The 18259-nt window shown below is 62.0% G+C and carries 9 protein-coding genes; 3 read left to right on the forward strand and 6 right to left on the reverse strand.

The features are described from left to right. Positions 1 to 29 precede the first annotated feature (29 nt). From kduI to ACYU7Q_RS16885, 6 genes are all read right to left on the reverse strand, one after another. Entirely contained in the window at positions 30 to 872 is an 843-nt protein-coding gene (gene kduI, locus ACYU7Q_RS16860; RefSeq protein ID WP_460610612.1) for a 5-dehydro-4-deoxy-D-glucuronate isomerase, read from the reverse strand. Positions 873 to 944: 72 nt separating this feature from the next. Next, positions 945 to 1715 (reverse strand): SDR family oxidoreductase, encoded by a 771-nt coding sequence (locus ACYU7Q_RS16865; protein ID WP_460610613.1) that lies wholly within the window; start codon positions 1713 to 1715, stop codon positions 945 to 947. A gap of 415 nt (positions 1716 to 2130) precedes the next feature. Next, positions 2131 to 3084, reverse strand: coding sequence for a pectinesterase (locus tag ACYU7Q_RS16870; RefSeq protein WP_460610614.1), 954 nt, complete (start codon positions 3082 to 3084; stop codon positions 2131 to 2133). Positions 3085 to 3492: 408 nt separating this feature from the next. Beyond that, on the reverse strand, positions 3493 to 5184 hold the full coding sequence (locus ACYU7Q_RS16875; protein WP_460610615.1) for a sodium/sugar symporter: 1692 nt from the start codon (positions 5182 to 5184) through the stop codon (positions 3493 to 3495). Positions 5185 to 5438: 254 nt separating this feature from the next. Beyond that, positions 5439 to 7361 (reverse strand): glycoside hydrolase family 88 protein, encoded by a 1923-nt coding sequence (locus tag ACYU7Q_RS16880; RefSeq protein WP_460610616.1) that lies wholly within the window; start codon positions 7359 to 7361, stop codon positions 5439 to 5441. A gap of 169 nt (positions 7362 to 7530) precedes the next feature. Continuing rightward, positions 7531 to 9894, reverse strand: a complete 2364-nt coding sequence (locus tag ACYU7Q_RS16885; RefSeq protein WP_460610617.1) for a glycosyl hydrolase family 28 protein — start codon at positions 9892 to 9894, stop codon at positions 7531 to 7533. Between the two features lie 399 nt (positions 9895 to 10293). Between ACYU7Q_RS16885 and ACYU7Q_RS16890 the strand changes: the two genes are divergently transcribed. From ACYU7Q_RS16890 to ACYU7Q_RS16900, 3 genes are all read left to right on the forward strand, one after another. Next, on the forward strand, positions 10294 to 11340 hold the full coding sequence (locus ACYU7Q_RS16890; RefSeq protein ID WP_460610618.1) for a T9SS type A sorting domain-containing protein: 1047 nt from the start codon (positions 10294 to 10296) through the stop codon (positions 11338 to 11340). 270 nt (positions 11341 to 11610) lie between these two features. Further along, positions 11611 to 15399, forward strand: a complete 3789-nt coding sequence (locus tag ACYU7Q_RS16895) for a beta strand repeat-containing protein (protein WP_460610619.1) — start codon at positions 11611 to 11613, stop codon at positions 15397 to 15399. A 187-nt stretch (positions 15400 to 15586) separates the two neighbouring features. Further along, complete coding sequence (locus ACYU7Q_RS16900; protein ID WP_460610620.1) at positions 15587 to 18196, forward strand: pectinesterase family protein; 2610 nt, start codon at positions 15587 to 15589, stop codon at positions 18194 to 18196. Positions 18197 to 18259 lie beyond the last annotated feature (63 nt).

Here is an 18259-nt window from a genome sequence, read left to right on the forward strand (position 1 = left end):
TGGGTGGGAGTTTTTTATTAATCAGCTGTTTAGCGCAGCGTGTCGAGGGGCACGGCGTCCATGTCGGTGTACTCGCGGTTTTCGCCGGCCATGCCCCAGATGAAGGCGTAGTTGCTGGAGCCACAGCCGGTGTGGATGGACCACGGCGGCGAGAGAATGGCTTGTTCGTTGCTCACCCACAGCGGGCGGGTTTCGGTGGGCTCGCCCAGCAGGTGCAGCACCCGCTGGCCCTGGGGCATGTTGAAGTAGAGGTAAGCCTCCATGCGCCGGTCGTGGGTGTGCGAGGGCATGGTGTTCCACACGTTGCCAGGCTTAAGTTGCGTCAGGCCCATCACCAGCTGGCAGCTCTGGATGCCTTCCTGGTAGATGTATTTGTAGATGGTGCGCTCGTTGGCCGTTTCCATCGCGCCCATCTCCACCGGCGTGGCTTCGGCCTGGGTGCGGCGGGCGGTGGGGTGCACGGCATGGGCCGGGGCCGAAAGCAGGTAAAACTTCGCCGGGTTGGCCGCGTCGGCGCTGGCGAAGGTCACTTCCTTGCTGCCCATGCCCACGTAGAGGCAGTCCTGATTGCCCAGCTCGTACACCGTGCCATCCACGGTGATGGTGCCGGCGCCGCCCACGTTGAGGGCGCCCAACTCGCGGCGCTCCAGGAAAAAGTTGGCCTTCAGCGACTCCGGGCAGGGCAGCGTCAGCGCGGCCGACGTGGGCTGTGCGCCGCCCACAATCATGCGGTCGTAGTGCGTGTAGGTCAGCTCAATCTGGCCGGTCGTGAAGATGTTTTCAATCAGGAAATGCTCCCGGATACCGCTCGTGTTGAGGGTGGCAGTTTCGCGGGGGCCAATGGCAAAGCGCTGAGTCATCTGGGTAATCATGGGGTATGAATGTTGAGTGTTGAGTTATTCAGGGTTGAGTTTTGAATTCAACCCACAAAGCTCAACATTTCATTAGCGTCCCATCCAGCCGCCGTCGACGGTGAGGATGGTGCCGTGCACGTAGTCGCTGGCAGCTGAGGCCAGGAACACGGCCGGGCCGGCGTAGTCCGTTGGCAAAGCCCAGCGGCCGGCCGGAATGCGCGCGAGGATGGCAGCGCTCCGCTCCTCGTCCTGGCGCAGGGCGGCGGTGTTGTCGGTGGCCACGTAGCCGGGCGCGATGGCGTTCACGTTCACGCCGCGGCCGGCCCACTCGTTGGCGAGGGCTTTCACCAGGCTGCCCACGCCGCCTTTACTGGCCGCGTAGCCGGGCACGTTGATTCCGCCCTGGAAGGTGAGCAGCGAGGCCGTGAAGATGATTTTGCCGCTGCCGTTTTTCAGCATCTGGCCGCCAATGGCGCGGGCCAGGCGGAACGGCGCGTCGAGGTTGATGCTGAGCACGGCATCCCAGTCCTCGTCGGAATGCTCGGCGGCGGGGGCGCGGCGGATAATGCCGGCGTTGTTGAACAGAATGTCGATAACCGGAAAGTCGGCCTGCACTTCCTTGATGAAGCCCTGCAACTCGTCGAGCTTGCCGAAATCAGCCTCGTAGCCGCGGTACTCGCGGCCCAGGGCCTGCACGGCCACTTCGGTTTCGCCGCCGGCAGGCATGTGCATGGATACGCCGATGATGTCGGCGCCCGCCTCGGCCAACCCGAGGGCGATGGCTTGCCCGATACCCCGGTCGCAACCCGTAACGAGGGCGCGCTTGCCGGCTAAGCTAAATGCAGAAGAAAATGCAGTCATAAAAGGGACGATGTTGAGACGATAAAGCAGGACCAATAGGCCCAGAAATGCAGTTGGGGCCGGTCCTGCTTCTTAAAGGTTTGATGATGCCTCAGCCAAAAGCAAGAGTTGGACAATATTTTTTTGTGCAATCGTTGCCGGGAACGATGCCATGTACCTCTACCCTACCTATACCGCTGCCTGAAATTGCCTCAGCTCCTAAAAAACCAACAAAGTGCATTCGGCATATCCTCCCCATGCCAACGAGGTCGCAAATTGAACTTTACCAAGAAAACCGACTTGCTTGAGGTTCACCAATATTTCCCGTAAAATTCCCCAGTTCCGTCATCCCAAAGCAAGAAAAAGCCCCGGGAGCAAGCCGCTTTGGTGCGGCCCGACTCCCGGGGCTACCGGCAAGAAAATGCCAAAATGCGGCTTACTGCGGCACGCTGGGCACCCAGCCGCCGAGCACGGTTTCGCGGGTGTAGAAGGCGGCCTGCTGCGGCGTGAGTTGGTGCGACCACAGGATGCGCGCCTTGGGCGCGGCGCCGGGACCGATGGACTTAAACTCGCCGAAAAAGGCGTCCTGCTTGTTGCTTTCCTTGCCCCAGTGGTCCCAGCCTTTGGGGGTGATGAGGTTGCTCAGCTCGCAGTTGAGCAGCACGGCTTTGGCAGCGGGCTTCCAGGGGCGGGCTATGAAGAGAGAGCCGGGCGTACCGTCGCCCACAATCTTGCAGCGCTGCAGCACGAAGCCGTAGCGGATGCTATCGGGCGTGGACGGGGCCATGATAACGGTGCCGCCCGCCTTGCAAAACAGGGTGCAATCCTCGAACCAGGCCGTGGCCGAACCCAGGATGAAATCGGTGGTGCCTTCGATGTAGCAGTTCTTATAATACTGCCGGCTGCCGTAGCCATACGGGTACAGCGTGTCGCGGAAGCCCAGGAAGCGGCAGTTTTCGAACTGAGCTTTGTCGCCGTACACCCACATGGCCGGTCCCTGGCCCACGGTGCCAGCCGTGTTCTCGAAGGTGAGGTTGGCAGCCGAAAAGTCGTTGCCGAACACCCGGAAGCTGGCGGCTTCGGACGTGCCCAGGGGCTCGCCGTTGGCGGGGGTGCGGCCGTTGTAGTCGTCGTAGGTGAGCACGGTGGTGTTCACTTCCTCGCCCACCAGGCGCACGAAATTCTGTTTTTTAGCCAGGTTCAGCTTCTCTTTGTAAACGCCCTTGCGGATGAATATGGTGATGGGCGTGGTGTTATTTTTAGGCACCGCGTCGAGGGCGGCCTGAACGGTACGGTAGGCGCCGCTACCGTCCTGTGCTACTAGGAATTGCTTTTGAGCAAAGCCGGAAAAGCTCAGCAGTAACAGAGAAAAGAGGAAAAGTGCGCGCATAGGTAGTGGGTGGGAATTGAGAGAAGGGGCTAACGGCGCGGGCTGCGCGTCCGGACCCTGCTAATTTATGGAGTTATTCCCCACCAGTCCAAATCAACACCCCTTCAATCATTGTTCTTGCCTATTTGACTACAGAATAAGTCAATTTACTCCCCCTTCCATTTCTATTCCCGCGCTTGGGCTGTGGCCCTGTCGGGCTTGGACTCCTGCCCTTACCCGACGCGTCCCACCGCGGGGGCCGGGTAATCAACATAGAACACCGGGCATTTTTGTGGGCACCGCTGCTATCTCACCAATGAATAAAAAACACCGTGTCCCGCAGTGTTGCTCTATTATTGGAGCACTGCGGGACACGGTGTTTTTTGAAACCTGCGAGACACTATGTGCACCTCGCAAGCGGCTACTTCACTACCAGTAGATGGTATAGAGCGTGGTGAGAATGACCAGAATAACGGCCGTGCCGATGGCAAAGCTGGGCTGCGGCCTGAACATGCTGCGGTCGACTTCCAGGCCGTTGGTTTTCACGCCGCGGCTGGCCTCGTATAGGCTGATGATAATCATCCCAATAACGCAGAAGAGGAACACGAAACCCATCCGGTCGAGGAAAGGGATTTCATACACGCCGGTGGCGTTTTTGACAGCGAAGCCGAAGGGCGCGAGGAACGACAGGTTCATCATGCCGGGCAGGAACTTGAGCAGAATCGAAAGCAGGAAGCCGCCGATGGTGGCAAACAGCGCCGCGCTCGACGTCGTTTTCTTCCAGAAGAAGCCCAGGATGAACATGGCAAAAATACCCGGCGACACGAAGCCCGTGTACTCCTGAATGTACTGGAAACCGCCTTTTTTGTCGATGCCGAGGTGCGGCGCGATGAGCACGCCCAGAATCATGGCTACCACCACGGCGATTTTGCCGGTGCTCACCAGCGTCTTCTCGGAGGCTTCGGGGTTGATGATTTTCTTGTAAACGTCGAGGGTGAAAATGGTGGCGATGGAGTTGGCTTTGCCAGCCAGCGAGGCCACCACGGCGGCCGTGAGGGCGGCGAAGGACAGGCCCTTCAGGCCCACGGGCAGGATGTTGAGCAGCACCGGGTAGGCGCGGTCGGGGTTCAGCTCGCCGCCCGATACCATGGCCTTGCCGAATTCGCCAAAGATGTCCTGCTTGTAAAGCACGTAGGCCGCAATGCCAGGCAGCACCACAATCACGGGCATCAGCAGTTTGAGGAAGGCGGCGAACAGGATGCCGGCGCGGGCCGTGGGCAAATCGGCCCCGAGGGCGCGCTGGGTGATGTATTGGTTGCAGCCCCAGTAGTTCAGGTTCACAATCCACATGCCCCCGATGAGCACCGTAAGGCCCGGCAAGTCCATGTAGTTTTCGTTATCGCGCTTGAAAATCATCTGGAAATGGTCGCCGGCGTGCTGCGTCATCATGTTAAAGCCGTTGAGGACGCCCGAGGTGCCGTAGTGCTCTGCCACCAGGTTCAGGGCCAGGTAGGTGGTGGCCAAGCCGCCGAGAATCAGGAAGAACACCTGAATAACGTCGGTGAAGCCAATCACCTTCATGCCGCCGAGGGTGATGACGACCGCAAAACCGGCCAGCATGTACATGCAGAACGTCAGGTTGAGGCCGGCGATGCTGCTGATGGCAATGGCCCCGAGGTAGAGAATCGAGGTCAGGTTGACCACAATGTAGAGCGCCAACCAGAACAGGGCCATAATCATGGCCACCGTGCTGTTGTAGCGCTGGCTCAGGAATTGGGGCATCGTGGCAATATTGTTCTTCAGGTAAACTGGGATGAAGAACACGGCCACCACGACCAGCGTGATGGCGGCCATCCACTCGTAGGTGGCAATGGCCAGGCCCATTTTGAAGCCCGAGCCCGACATGCCCACGAACTGCTCGGCCGAGATGTTGGAGGCGATGAGCGAGGAGCCGATGGCCCACCACGTCAGCGAGCCTTCGGCGAGGAAGTAGTCTTTGGAATCGCCTTCAATGGTGCCGTCGTGGCCGGTTTTGCGCCGGTAAATCCAGATGCCGTAGCTGGACACGATGATGAAGTAGACGAAGAAAACGATGTAATCAATCGTAGCGAGCTGGTTCATTGAACGAGGAATGGGATTTAGAGCGACGTGACTTCCAGCCCCGACGGGCGCAGCGTGGCGAGGCTATGGTAAAGTAATGTTCCGGCAAAAAAACCGCTTCTGAAAGGAAAATCTTTGCTTTAGCTGCGTAATCGTTTTCGAAACCGGTGCCGATAGCCTCTCGGCTAGTGAGCCCTCACCGGAGCTGACTGCCCAAAACAAAGCCGGCCGGGAATTTCCCGGCCGGCTTTGCTAATCATATTTAACGGACTGCTTTACTTACCCAGCAACCACGTGGCCAAGTCCTTTCCGGCCTGGAAATTCTCGAACGAAGCCGGGATTTTGCGGCCGTCGGTGTATTCGTTGTACAACCACGGGTCGCCGAGGATAAAAACTTTGCCCTTGCCCAGGCGGGCCGTGGCCATAATCACCTTGCCGTTGTTGGTAACCAGCGGCTGGGCCGGCGCGGCCACCGATAGCACCGAAAGCTCCTTGATATAGGCCGTGGTGGCATTTTTGAACACGGCTTTGCCGGGGGTCAAATCCACTTTACCTTGCTCGAACTGCGAGCCCTGCACCATGTTCACGCTTTGGTCGGTGAATTGCACGCCGAAGTTCTTGGCCAGCTCGTTGAAGTGCTTGATTTCGCAGTTGGCCGTGTCGTTGGCGAGGAGCACGAGGGTGCCGCCGCCCTTCACCCATTCGGTGATGGCCTTGCTGTCGGCGGGCTGCACGTAGTTGGGCTTGGGCGACTCCTTGCGCGAGTCCGGGTCGACGATGATGTACACGCTCAGGGGCTTGAGGCTGGCGGCGGTGGGCGCCGTGGGCACGGCTACCGTTTTGGCGCCCAGCTCGCGGAACTCGTTGCCCCACAGCCAGAAGCCGCCGTGCGTGCGCTCCTCCCAGGTGTAGTGCCACTGCTCCTGTTCGCCGGTGAGCGGGTTTTTGCGCATCTCGTGGTTGAAATAGTAGTCCAGGCCCACGGTTTTGCCCTGGCCGATGGCATTTTCGGCGGCAATTTCCATCTCGGTGCTGGCCAAGATGAATGGGCCCACGCCTTTGTAGTCGTTTTTGCGCAGCGGCTCGGTGAGGTAGTAGTCGAACGAGCCGTCGCGGTAGGGCTTGCCGCCCAAGCCGCCCACGCTCACCGTGCCGTTGAAGGCCAGCGCGCCGCCGGCTTCGGTGGCCACGAAGGTTTTCAGGATGCCGTCGTAGCCTTTTTTGGCCACGGCTGCGTACTTTTTATCGAGGTAGCCCAGCCGCACGCCCTTGGCCAGCGCATACACGAACATGCTGCTGCCGGAGGCTTCGGCATAGTTGCCTTTGCGGCCCTCCTGGCCCATCACGAGGCTCCAGGTGCCGGTTTTGGGGTCCTGGTACTTGGCCAGGGCCGGAGCTAGGCGTTGCAGGGCCTTGATGAGTTCGGGCCGCTGCGGGTGGTTTTGGGGGAAATAATCGAGCACATCAACCAGGGCCATGGCGTACCAGCCAATGGCGCGGTCCCAGAAGCTGGGGCTTTGGCCGGTGGCTTTGTTGGCCCAGGGCTGCTCGCGGCTTTCGTCGTAGCCGTGGTAGAGCAGGCCGGTTTTGGGGTCAACCAAGTGCTTTTCAATCTGCGCAAACTGCTTGGCTACATCATCGAGCCCGGCGGGCTGGTTGAATACGCGGCTGTACTCGGCGTAGAACGGCGCGGCCATGTATAGGCCGTCGAGCCACATTTGGTTGGGGTAGGTTTTCTTGTGCCAGAAGCCGCCTTCCTTGGTGCGGGGCTGGGCATCGAGCTGCTTGCGCAGCAACTGCGCCGCCTTGATGTACTTGTCCTGCTCGGGCACCGACGACAGCTGGCTGAGCAGCAACAGCCCGCGGCCGGGCGTCACGTTGTCGAGCTGAAACTCCTCGGCTTTGTAGGTGCGGATGCTACCGTCCTTCTGCACGAAGCGGTTGAGGTCTTTCTGAATGTAGGTGTAGTAGCGCGCGTTGCCGGTGCGCTCCCACACCCGCTCCAGGGCGGTGTACATCAGGCCCTGCTCGTAGTTCCAGCGGCTCACCTTGCTGTTGCCGACGACGATGGAATCGGGATTCCACGAGATAAAGGCATCGGCCATGCGCTGGGAATAGGGCGCGGTTTGGGCATTGCCGGTTTCACTCAGCAGCGCCAGGCCCAGCAGCGGCAACAGGAGGCGGGTGGTTGGTTTCATTGGGGTGGGTATTTGGTATTCGATAATACAAGTAGAACGTCATGCTGAGCGGAGTCGAAGCATCTCTACCGCAATAGTAACTGAATACTTACACGGTAGAGATGCTTCGACAAGCTCAGCATGACGTTCTCAATTTGACGTTTTTTGACGTTCGAATTAGTTAAAAGACTTAGCGCTGCGCGACGCTGACCGTTTTCTTGGCCACTTTGTCGCCCAGCTGCACGTCTTTCTTCGCCAGCTTGGTGTTGGTGTTCACCAAGCGAATATCCTTGCTGCGGTCGCCGGTCACGCGCAGGAGCAGCTCCGCGCCGTTGGTGTAGCGGATGCCGTCGAGGGTGATGTTGCGGCTGTTCTGCACTTCCATCACGGGCGAGGTTTCGGTCGAGAGCAGGGTCACGTTTTTCAGGCGAATGTTCTCGGCTTCCTGGCATAGCAGGCCTTTTTTGCTTTCCAGCACCGCGTTTTCAATGCTGATGTCCTTGATGCTCATCTCGGGCAAGCCGCGCACCAGGATGCCAGTGGTGGCACCCTTGCAGGTGATGTTGCGGATGCGGAAGTTTTTGAACTGCGGCGTGCCTTCGTTCAGCGGCTTGGCGGCGATAACGGGCGGGGCGGTGCTTTCGCCGGCCAGCGGCACGGGGTCTTTGGCGGCGTAGTACATGTCGAACAGCACGGCCTCGCCGGCAATGTCGGTCATGTCCACGCCGTCCACGAAGATGTTCTCAACCACGCCGCCGCGGCCCCGGGCCGTTTTAAAGCGCAGGCCCACATCGGTGCCGATGAAGGTGCAGTTGCTCACATACATATTGCGCACGCCGCCCGACATCTCCGAGCCAATCACGAAGCCGCCGTGGGCGTGGTACACCTTGCAGTCGCGGATGATAAAGTTCTCCGTCGGCACGCCGCGCTTGCGGCCTTCCTCGTCGCGGCCCGATTTGATGCACAGGCCGTCGTCGCCCACGTCAAACGTGCAGCCTTCCACCAAGCCGTTGCGGCACGATTCGAGGTCGATGGCGTCGGTATTCTGGCCGTACCAAGGGTTGCGGGCCGTCACGTTGCGCACCGTAATATCCTCGCACAGCAGCGGGTGAATGGTCCAGGCCGGCGAGTTCTGAATGGTGAAGCTCTCCAGCAGCACCTGCTTGCAGCGCGTGAGGCTGAGCATGTTGGGCCGCAGGAAATCCCGGATATCGTCGAAATCGGCCGGGTTGAGGCTCTTGCGCGGCGTACCGGCCGCGGCCAGCATGTTGCCCTTCAGCGAAGCGGCCGAAGGGTACCAGTAGTCCTTCTTGTCGTTGAGCACGCCGCCCGAGGCCACCAGTTTCTGCCACTGCGTTTCGTTGAGCTTATTCTTTTTCACGGGCCGCCAGGCATCGCCCGCGCCGTCAAACGTGCCGTTGCCGGTGACGGCAATGTTGGTCAAATCCACGCCCGAAATCGGGGCCTGGCTGCGGATGGCCTCCTCCCCTTCCCAGGTGGTTTTGATGAGCGGGTACTGGCTGCGGTCGGCCGTGAACTGCACGAGCGCGCCGGTGGCGAGGTGCAGATTCACGTTGCTTTTCAGCACGATGGGGCCGGTCAGCCACAGGCCGCGCGGCACCAGCACGGTGCCGCCGCTCACGGCGCAGGCGTCAATGGCCTTGCGAAAGGCCTCGGTGTTCAGAGTCTGGCCGTCGGCTACCGCACCGTATTTGGCCAGGTTGAAGGTGTCCTTTTTAAATGCGGTTTGCAGCACTACGGGTAGGTCGGCGGCGAGCTTGCCATCGAACGCGGTGCGGGCGAGGTGGCTGGCCAGCGCCAGGTGCTGGGCCTGCACGTCTTCGGCCACAATCTGGGCCACGCGGGTCGCGCCGTACTCCGAGAAGTGCGTGTTGTCGTTCTTGGCGGGCGGCACGGGGTTGGGCTGGTAGTAGCCATTGAGGTAGCTCCAGAACAGCGGGCGGGTGCCGGTTTCGCCCATGGCCGAGTACATGGCCCAGCTTTTTTCGTGCAGGTCGATGAGCGGCACTTTCTGGGTTTTGGCCACTTCACGCACCACGCCGGGGTATTCGCCGTGGTCGTCCTTGCGCTTGCCGGCATCGTCGAAATAGCGGCGGCCAACGGGCGTGAGTAATACCGGGTTCGCGCCTTTGGCCTTGGCCTCCTGCACGAACTTGGTGAGGAGCTGGCGGTACAGCGTCTGGGCCGGGGCCGAACGGACGCTGTCCTCCGCCTTCGAGTCGTTGTGGCCAAACTGGATGAATACCCAGTCGCCGGGCTTGAGGTCCTGCACCACCTTGGCCCAGCGGCCTTCGCGCAGGAAGCTTTTGGTGCTGCGGCCGTTCATGGCGGTGTTGCGGACGACCACGCCGCCGTCGAAATACTGGCCGAACTCCATGCCCCAGCCGCGCTCGGGCTTGGTCAGGTCGGGCTTGTCGGCCATGGTGGAATCGCCAACCAGAAAAATCTGCGTTTTAGGGGCATCGACCGGGCGGAAGGCTGCCGTGAGGCAGGTGCCCAGCCCGGCCAGCAACGCGACCAAAGTTGATTTCATCGGAGAAAAAGAGAGAGTGGTACCGACCCGAAACAGGCCACGCAGGCAGTATCGCCCTATACAATATTAGGCCGCTTACCGACCGTTGCCCCCCTGTTCTCACCCGCTCGGGTGCTTTTTTTTGCGCAATCGTTGCCGGGAACGTTCTCGCATCGGCCCCATCTGGCAGCCGCCAAGTTCTCGCTGCTGCATTAACCGATGAATATTTTTTACTCAAGTGCTGCTGTCGCATTTGGCGCCAACGTTCCCGGCAACGATTGCGCAACTAAAGCCTAGCAGTTGCTTGTGTTTTACCGTATAAGTGGCCAGCTTGCACGAGAAATGGCCTGCTAAATCAAATTTTGGCCTGTTTCGGCCTCATTAAATCTCAACTTCTTAGTTTACTTAATTCCAATCCACATGAAAAACACGTTACTCTCCACTTTATGCTTACTGGGCGGCTTAGGACTGGCCGAATCGGCCAGCGCCCAAACGGCGGTATTTGTGCAGTACCCTTTCACGACTAACAACAGTGACAATGCCGCTGTGCGCTCCACTGGTGTTACGGCTAACACGCCGGTGCTGCACCGCCTCGTGCTCTCCGATGGTGGCTCGGCCGGTGGCTCAGTGGCCCCTTACTCCATCAAAGGCCAGGCCTTTGGCGCAGCGGCCGATGGCTCCGGTTTTAGTACGCTGGCTAGCTCGCCCAAAGGCATTGCCTACGAGCAATTCTCCATCACGGCCACGGCGGCTTTGCGCGTCGATTCGCTCGGCTTCAACATCCGCACGGCCCAAACCACCAACGGCCGTTTGTCGTTGCTGTGGTCATTGAACGGCTTCACCACGGACTCCACTGAGTTCAGCTACGCCAAAGGTCCTGCTACCAACTCCGGCAGCAGCACCAGCGTGTCGTCTACCCCCGGCGGCACGCTGCCGGCTGCACACAATGGCTCGTTCGGCGCGGGCATCACGGGCACCAGCGCTTCTACGGCTTATGCTTACCTGCCGCAAGACAACGCCCTCAACCCCAAGGATGATTTTCACTTTGCGTTCAACAACAGCGCCACGGGCCTGACCCTGGCCGCTGGCCAGACCCTGACGGTACGCATCTACCCCGCCATCGGCAGCAACACGGCTGGTCGGTACGCGCTGCTCCGCAATGTGACCTTCAAGAGCCGTCAGGCTTACGTGCCCATGTTCCTCGCTACCCGTCCCGGCTTGGTTTCTACTAATCTGGCTGCCTACCCCAACCCCGTGCAAAACCGCTTGAGCGTGCCCCACACGGCCGCCAGCCGTGATGCCCGCGTGACGGTATTCAGCACCACCGGGGCTCGCGTGGCCAGCTTCAGCGCGCAGCCCGGCACCACCGAAACGGCCGTGGACCTGAGCAACCTGAGCCGCGGCCTCTACCTGGTAGAGTACGCCGACGGTGCCCAGCGCAGCAGCGCCCGCATCACGAAAGAATAGCACGCAACTGCTTCGGTATTGCAAAGCGTCCCCGGGTTGACTGGGGGCGCTTTTGCTTTTGGGGACACGTGGCAGCCCCGCAACCGCCGATTGCAGACAACAAACTATCAATCAAGTCATATCAAGCATTATTGCCCCTCCCCGGCGTCGTTCCCGGGAACGATTGCACAAGTATTAGTCCGGGCTTCCTTTTTTTACGACCTGATAATTTGATACTTCGCTGTTGCTTTACTTTTCCACTTCATTTCAACCATTCAATTCCCACCGTACATGATACAACAAATACCCGTTTCCGTTCGGACCAAAGCGCCCGGCGGGTTTGGCTTTTTCCGGCGAGCTACTCCCCGGGTGCTCGCCTGCCTTTCACTCCTGCTGCCCGCGCTGGCCTGGGGCCAGGTCCAGAACCCCACCACCATTTCGCCCATTAGCCTGGGCACCGCGGCCTACACGCAGGATTTTAACACGCTGGCCAATACGGGCACCAGCTCGACGGTACCGGCAGGCTTCGGCTTTGCTGAAACCAACGTTGGCACCGGCACGACTGCCAACAACACGTACACGGCCATCACTATCACCTCCACGGGCTCAGGCAGCTCCGGCACCGGCGACACGTACAGCTACGGAAGCGGCACCACGGCCGCTACCGACCGGGCTTTTGGCAGTGTGCGCAGCGGTAGTTTGGCTGCTCAGTTTGGCTTTGCGTTCACCAACAACACGGGCGCTACCATCACCAGCCTGGCGGTGAGCTACACCGGCGAGACGTACCGCCTGGCGGGCTCAACCCCCGCCCGTGGGGCTTCCGACCGCCTGGATTTTCAGTACAGCACCGATGCCACTTCCCTCACCACCGGCACTTTCACAGATGTGAATACGCTGGACTACGTGGGGCCGGTAAACAACGTGACCAGCAGCACGGGCTACGATGGCAACGACCCAGCCAACCGCAGCGCCGTGACCGGTACCATCACGGGGCTGAGCATTCCGGCGGGGGCGACCTTCTACATTCGCTTCGTTGACTTCGATGCGTCCGGTGCCGATGATGGCCTGGCCATTGACGATTTTTCGATAACAGCTTCTTCCGCCGTTGCCTGCAACGCTGCGTTCAGCTACAGCAATGCCTCGTACTGCGCCAGCGGCAGCAACCCCACCCCAACGGTGACGGGCACCGCCGGCGGCACGTTCTCTTCGACCACGGGCCTCACCATTGATGCGACCACGGGCACCATCACGCTCAGCAGCAGCACGCCCGGCACCTACACCGTGACCTACACGGTAAGCCCCACTTGCAGCAGCACGGCAACCGTTTCGGTATCGGGCTCGCAGTCGGCCGCTTTCAGCTACGGGGCCACGGCCTACTGCCGCACGGTGACGGCCAGCCAGCCGGTGGTACTAGCCACCGGCAGCAGCGCCGGCACCTTTAGCTCCACTACGGGCCTGACCATTGATGCCGTCACCGGTGCTATCACGCCCTCGACCTCTACGGCCGGGACCTACACGGTGACCAATACCGTAGCGGCGGCGGGTAGCTGCGCTGCGGCTACGGCTACCACCACGGTAACCATCACGGCTCAGCCGACGGCCAACATCGGCTACGGGGCCAGCAGCTACTGCACCACTACCACGGGGAGCGTGGCGCTGGGCATCGGCACGGGCAGCACGCGTGGCACCATCACGGTGAACCCCACCACGGGCCTCACCATCGACGCCACCGGGGCTATTACGCCCTCGACCTCCACGCCCGGCACCTACTTCGTCACCAACACGGTGGCCGCCAGCGGCGGCTGTGCGGCGGCTACCGGCGGCACCACCGTCACCATCACCGCCCCGCAGACGGCCGGCTTCAGCTATCCAGCTACGGCTTACTGCACCAGTGCCACGGGGGCGGTTGCCGCCACGCTGGCTACGGGCGCTACGGCCGGCACTTTCAGCTCCGCTACGGGCCTGACTTTGAACGCTACTACGGGGGCCATCACGCCTTCGACTTCCACGGCCGGCACTTATACCGTGACCAACACGGTGGCCGCCAGCGGCGGCTGCGCGGCCACAACCTCCACGGCTACCGTTACCATCAACCCGGGCACTTCGGCGGCGTTTGCCTATAACGGCTCCACTTTCTGCCTCAGCGGCTCGAACCCTACGGCCACGGTGACGGGAACGACGGGCGGCACGTTCTCTTCGACTACGGGCCTCGCTATTAATGCGACCACGGGCACCATCACGCTCAGCGGCAGCACGCCCGGCACCTACACCGTGACCTACAGTGTGGCCGGGGCCTGCGCCAGCACCGGCACCGCCACGGTTACGCTGACCAATGCTCCTTCGGCAACTTTCAGCTACCCGACTGCTTCGTATTGCACCTCGGGTACGACTGCTCCGGTGCCGACTTTCCCGACGGGTAGCAGCGCCGGCACGTTCTCCTCCACCACGGGCCTGACGATTAATGCCGCCACCGGGGCCATTACGCTGGCTTCCTCCACGCCCGGCACCTACACCGTGACCAACGCCATTGCGGCTGCCAATGGCTGCTCGGCCGCTACGGCTACGGCTACCGTCACCATCACGGCACCGGCCACGGCCGGCTTCAGCTACGGGGCCGCCAGCTACTGCACTTCCGCTACGGGCACGGTGGCGGTGAACCTCGGCACCGGCAGCACGGCCGGCGCTTTCACGTCGACCACCGGCCTGACGCTGAACGCCACGACGGGCGCGATTACGCCCTCGACCTCGACGCCCGGCACCTACACGGTGACCAACACCGTGGCCGCCAGCGGCGGCTGCGCCGCCGTAACCGGCACGGCTACGGTCACCATCACAGCTCCTGCGCTGGCTAACATCGGCTACGGGGCCAGCAGCTACTGCACCACCACCGCGGGCAGCGTGGCGCTGGGCATCGGCACGGGCAGCACGCTGGGCACCATCACGGTGAACCCCACCACCGGCCTGACCATCGCGGCCAACGGAGCCATCACGCCCTCGACCTCCACGCCCGGCACCTACTTCGTCACCAACACGGTGGCGGCCAGCGGCGGCTGCGCGGCGGCCACCGGCGGCACCACCGTCACCATCACCGCCCCGCAAACGGCTGGCTTCAGCTACGGCGCTACGCCCACCTTCTGCGTGAGCAGCACCACCAACCCCAGCCCTACGCTGGCCACGGGCGCTACGGCCGGCACCTTTAGCTCGACCACGGGCCTGAGCATTGCTGCCAACGGTACCATCACGCTCTCGACCTCCACGCCTGGCACCTATACGGTAACCAACACCGTGGCCGCCAGCGGCGGCTGCGCCGCCGTGACCAGCACGGCCACCGTAACCATCGCCCCGGTGCCGTCAGCGGCCTTCAGCTACGCCAACGCGGCTTATTGCGCCAACGCCACGGCCGCCACGCCTACCGTGACGGGCGCTACGGGCGGCACGTTCACGTCCACCACAGGCCTGACGATTAACGCCAGCACTGGCGCCATCACGCCTTCGACCTCCACTGCCGGCACCTACACCGTGACGTACACGGTGGCCGGTACCTGCTCGGCGAGCAGCACCCGCTCGGTAACGATAAACGCGGTGCCGGCTACGCCCACTATCACGGTTTCGGGCACGCCGGCTACGGGCATCACGCTCACGTCGAGCGCGGCCACGGGCAACCAGTTTTATCTGAACAACGTGCTGATACCCGGCGCTACGGGCCAGACTTACCTCGTCAACTCCGGCACCAAAAATGGCTCCTATACCGTGACCACGACCAATGCCGCCGGCTGCACCTCGGCCTTCTCGGCCGTGACGACGGTAACGGTGACGGCCACCCGCTCGGCCGCCAACGGCCCGGAGCTTAGCCTCTACCCCAACCCCACCACCGGCCTGCTGCAGGTAGCGCTCACGGCCCCTACCAAGGCGCTGGAGTTGTCGGTACTCAACGCCCTCGGGCAGCGGGTGCTGGTGCGGAACGTGGCTGCCGGCGACCAGCACGCGGTGCTCGACCTGACGGCGCTGCCCACGGGCGTGTATGTGCTGCAAGGCCGCACGGCCGATGGTACGACCACGCAACGCTTCGTGCGGGAGTAAGCTCACCCGTAACTCATTGAAAAAGGCTCGCCTACCCGGCGGGCCTTTTTTTTGTGGCGCGGGCCAGACGTTTCGGGAACGTTGCCGGCAACGATTGCATAAATAAAGCCGCTGGTGCCAGCGTCTATTGGGCCGGGCCGTGGGTAATATTTGATAGAATTCTCACCCAACACCACACCCTGTTCCTATGTCCAACTTTTTCTCTACGCGCCTCTCCTGGCGTGGCTCGGTGGGCCGCTTCTGGATGCTGCTGGGCTTTCTGGTGCTGGCCGCGGCCGGGCGCGCGGCGGCCTACGACGTGACCGTGGCCGCCGATGGCACCGGCAACTTTACCACCGTGCAGGCCGCCATCAACGCGGCCCCCACGGCCCGCACCACGGTCTACACCATCTTCATCAAGAATGGTCGCTACCGCGAAAAAATCAACATTCCCGCTACCAAGCCCTTCCTGCAGCTGGTGGGCGAGAGCGTGGCCAACACCATTCTGACCTACGACGATGGGGCCAGCACGCTGGTGGGCGGCGTGGCCCTGGGCACCCAGAACTCGGCTAGCTTTTCGGTGAATGCCACCGACTTTTCGGCCCTGAACATCACCTTCGAGAACGCCTTCGGCGATGGCTCGCAGGCCGTGGCGGTGCTGGTGAACGCCGACCGCGCCGTGTTTAAGAACTGCCGCTTCCTGGGCAACCAGGACACGCTGTACGTGAAGGGCTCGGGCACGCCGCAGCACTACTTCCGCGACTGCTACATTGACGGCAACGTAGACTTCATCTTCGGTAGCTCGGTGGATATTTTTGATAACTGCGTGATTTACGCTAAATCCCGTACTACCAACGGCGCGTCGTACATCACGGCGGCCAACACGCCTCCCGGCCAGGCCTTCGGCTTTATCTTTCACAACGCCAAGATTCCGTCCAACACCGGCGCCACGCTCTATTATCTGGGTCGTCCTTGGCAGAACTCGACCGGCAGCGTGCCCCTGACGCAGAACAAGGTTGTGTTTATTAAGCCGGTGATGGGTTTCAACCAGATTCAGCCGGCCGGTTGGACTGTGTGGGATGCCGGCACCGACACCAACATCATCACCTACGGCGAGTTTCGACCCCGCTACTTCGGTGGCCGCAACGTGAACACCAGCCAGCGCGTGAGCTGGTCGCGCCAGCTGGCCGTGGCCGACACCGCCCAGTACCAGGCCAGCAGCGTGTTCAGCGCCTGGAACTACTGCGGCGTGGCCGCCAACATCTGCACCACCACCGCGCCCGACATCGCGGTATCGAACTTCCGCGCCACCAAAGGCGCTACCCAAACCACCCTGGACTGGAACATCAGCTGGGCCATGACGGGTATCAAGTACGACCTGCTGCGCTCGTCGGATAACGTGACGTTCAGCCAGATTAACACGGTGACGGCCGCCAACGACTCGACCTACAACTTTCAGATGACCGATGCGCTGCCCGCCGCCGGCAACGTGTACTACTACAAGCTGGTGGCTTCCAAGGCCGGCATGGCCAGCCACACCGCGCCCGTGGCCGTAGTGTCGAGCGTTGCCACCATCAGCACCAGCTCTAGCGCGCTGGGCACTTTCGCCCAGTACCAAACCGGCACCTCGGCGGTGCAGACCTACTCGCTCTCGGCCACCAACCTCACCGCTAACCTGACGGTGACGCCCCCGGCCGGCTATGAGATTTCGGCCAACGGCGGCGCCACCTGGTACGGCAGCACCGCGCCGCTCGTGCTCACGCCTACGGCCAATACCGTGGCCTCTACCACCATCAGCGTGCGCCTGAATGCGGCCACGGCCGGTACCTACGCCGGCAACATTACGCACACCAGCACGGCCGCCACTACGGTGAACGTGGCCGTGACCGGCTCGAAAGTGAACACGGCCGCTCCCATTTCCGACCCGCTGAAGTGGTGGTCGCTGAAAGTGAGCGACACCGACAGCGCGGCCATCCGCTCGGCGGCCACGTCGGCCAGCACGCCGGTATTCAAGCGCCTGGTGCTCTCCAATGGCACCACCGTGACGGCCTACCCGGCCCGTTCCACGCGCTACGGCCAGGCCTTTGCCGCCACGGCCGACGGCCTGTGGAGCACCACCTCCGGCGGCCCCGGCAGCGCCGTCGACCGCAAGTTTTATGAGCAGTTCACCATCACGGCCGGTGCCAACCGCGCCGTGCGCATCGACTCGGTGCTGCTGTGGTCGTCCTTCTACAACACCACCGGCAAACTGGCGGTCGTGTATTCGAAGAGCAATTTCACCACCGATTCGACCGACGTGACCGGCGGGCGCGGCCCCGGCGGCGTGCTGCCCGCCACGGCCAACGGCGCATTCGGGACGCCCATCGCGCTGGCCAACCAGAACACCGGCGCCAACCAGACCTACCGTTTCGCCCTCAACAACGCCCTGGGCACCACCCTGGCCGCCGGCCAGACGCTAACCGTACGCCTGTACTTTGCCTGCGCCAGCTCCAGCTCGGGCCGCTACGCCCTGCTGAAAGACGTGGTGTTGAAAGGCCAGGCCACCGTAGTAACCGCCACTCAGTCGGCCAAAAACGGCATGAGCTTGAGCGTGTACCCCAACCCTGCTGCCGCTAGCGCCACTGTGGCCCTGGCAGGCTTCCAGCACGCGGCCACGCTTACCGTCCTCAACGCCCTGGGCCAGGTGGTGCACCGCCAGGCCGTGGCCACCCCCGCCGCTCCGGTAGCCCTCGACCTGGCCAAGCTGGCCCCGGGTGTCTACCTGCTGCGCGTGAGCAACGCCGACGCCACCCTGACCGAGCGTCTGGTGCGCGAGTAGCTCGCCCCTCGGTTTCAGTATAGAAAAGCCCTGCCGGAAACTCCGACAGGGCTTTTTGTTTGC

The sequence above is a fragment of the Hymenobacter terrigena genome (assembly GCF_054776515.1).

Coding starts and splice junctions, on each gene's coding strand:
- kduI (WP_460610612.1), bottom strand. CDS start 872: ATGATTACCCAGATGACTCAGCGCTTTGCCATTGGCCCCCGCGAAACT.
- ACYU7Q_RS16865 (WP_460610613.1), bottom strand. CDS start 1,715: ATGACTGCATTTTCTTCTGCATTTAGCTTAGCCGGCAAGCGCGCCCTC.
- ACYU7Q_RS16870 (WP_460610614.1), bottom strand. CDS start 3,084: ATGCGCGCACTTTTCCTCTTTTCTCTGTTACTGCTGAGCTTTTCCGGC.
- ACYU7Q_RS16875 (WP_460610615.1), bottom strand. CDS start 5,184: ATGAACCAGCTCGCTACGATTGATTACATCGTTTTCTTCGTCTACTTC.
- ACYU7Q_RS16880 (WP_460610616.1), bottom strand. CDS start 7,361: ATGAAACCAACCACCCGCCTCCTGTTGCCGCTGCTGGGCCTGGCGCTG.
- ACYU7Q_RS16885 (WP_460610617.1), bottom strand. CDS start 9,894: ATGAAATCAACTTTGGTCGCGTTGCTGGCCGGGCTGGGCACCTGCCTC.
- ACYU7Q_RS16890 (WP_460610618.1), top strand. CDS start 10,294: ATGAAAAACACGTTACTCTCCACTTTATGCTTACTGGGCGGCTTAGGA.
- ACYU7Q_RS16895 (WP_460610619.1), top strand. CDS start 11,611: ATGATACAACAAATACCCGTTTCCGTTCGGACCAAAGCGCCCGGCGGG.
- ACYU7Q_RS16900 (WP_460610620.1), top strand. CDS start 15,587: ATGTCCAACTTTTTCTCTACGCGCCTCTCCTGGCGTGGCTCGGTGGGC.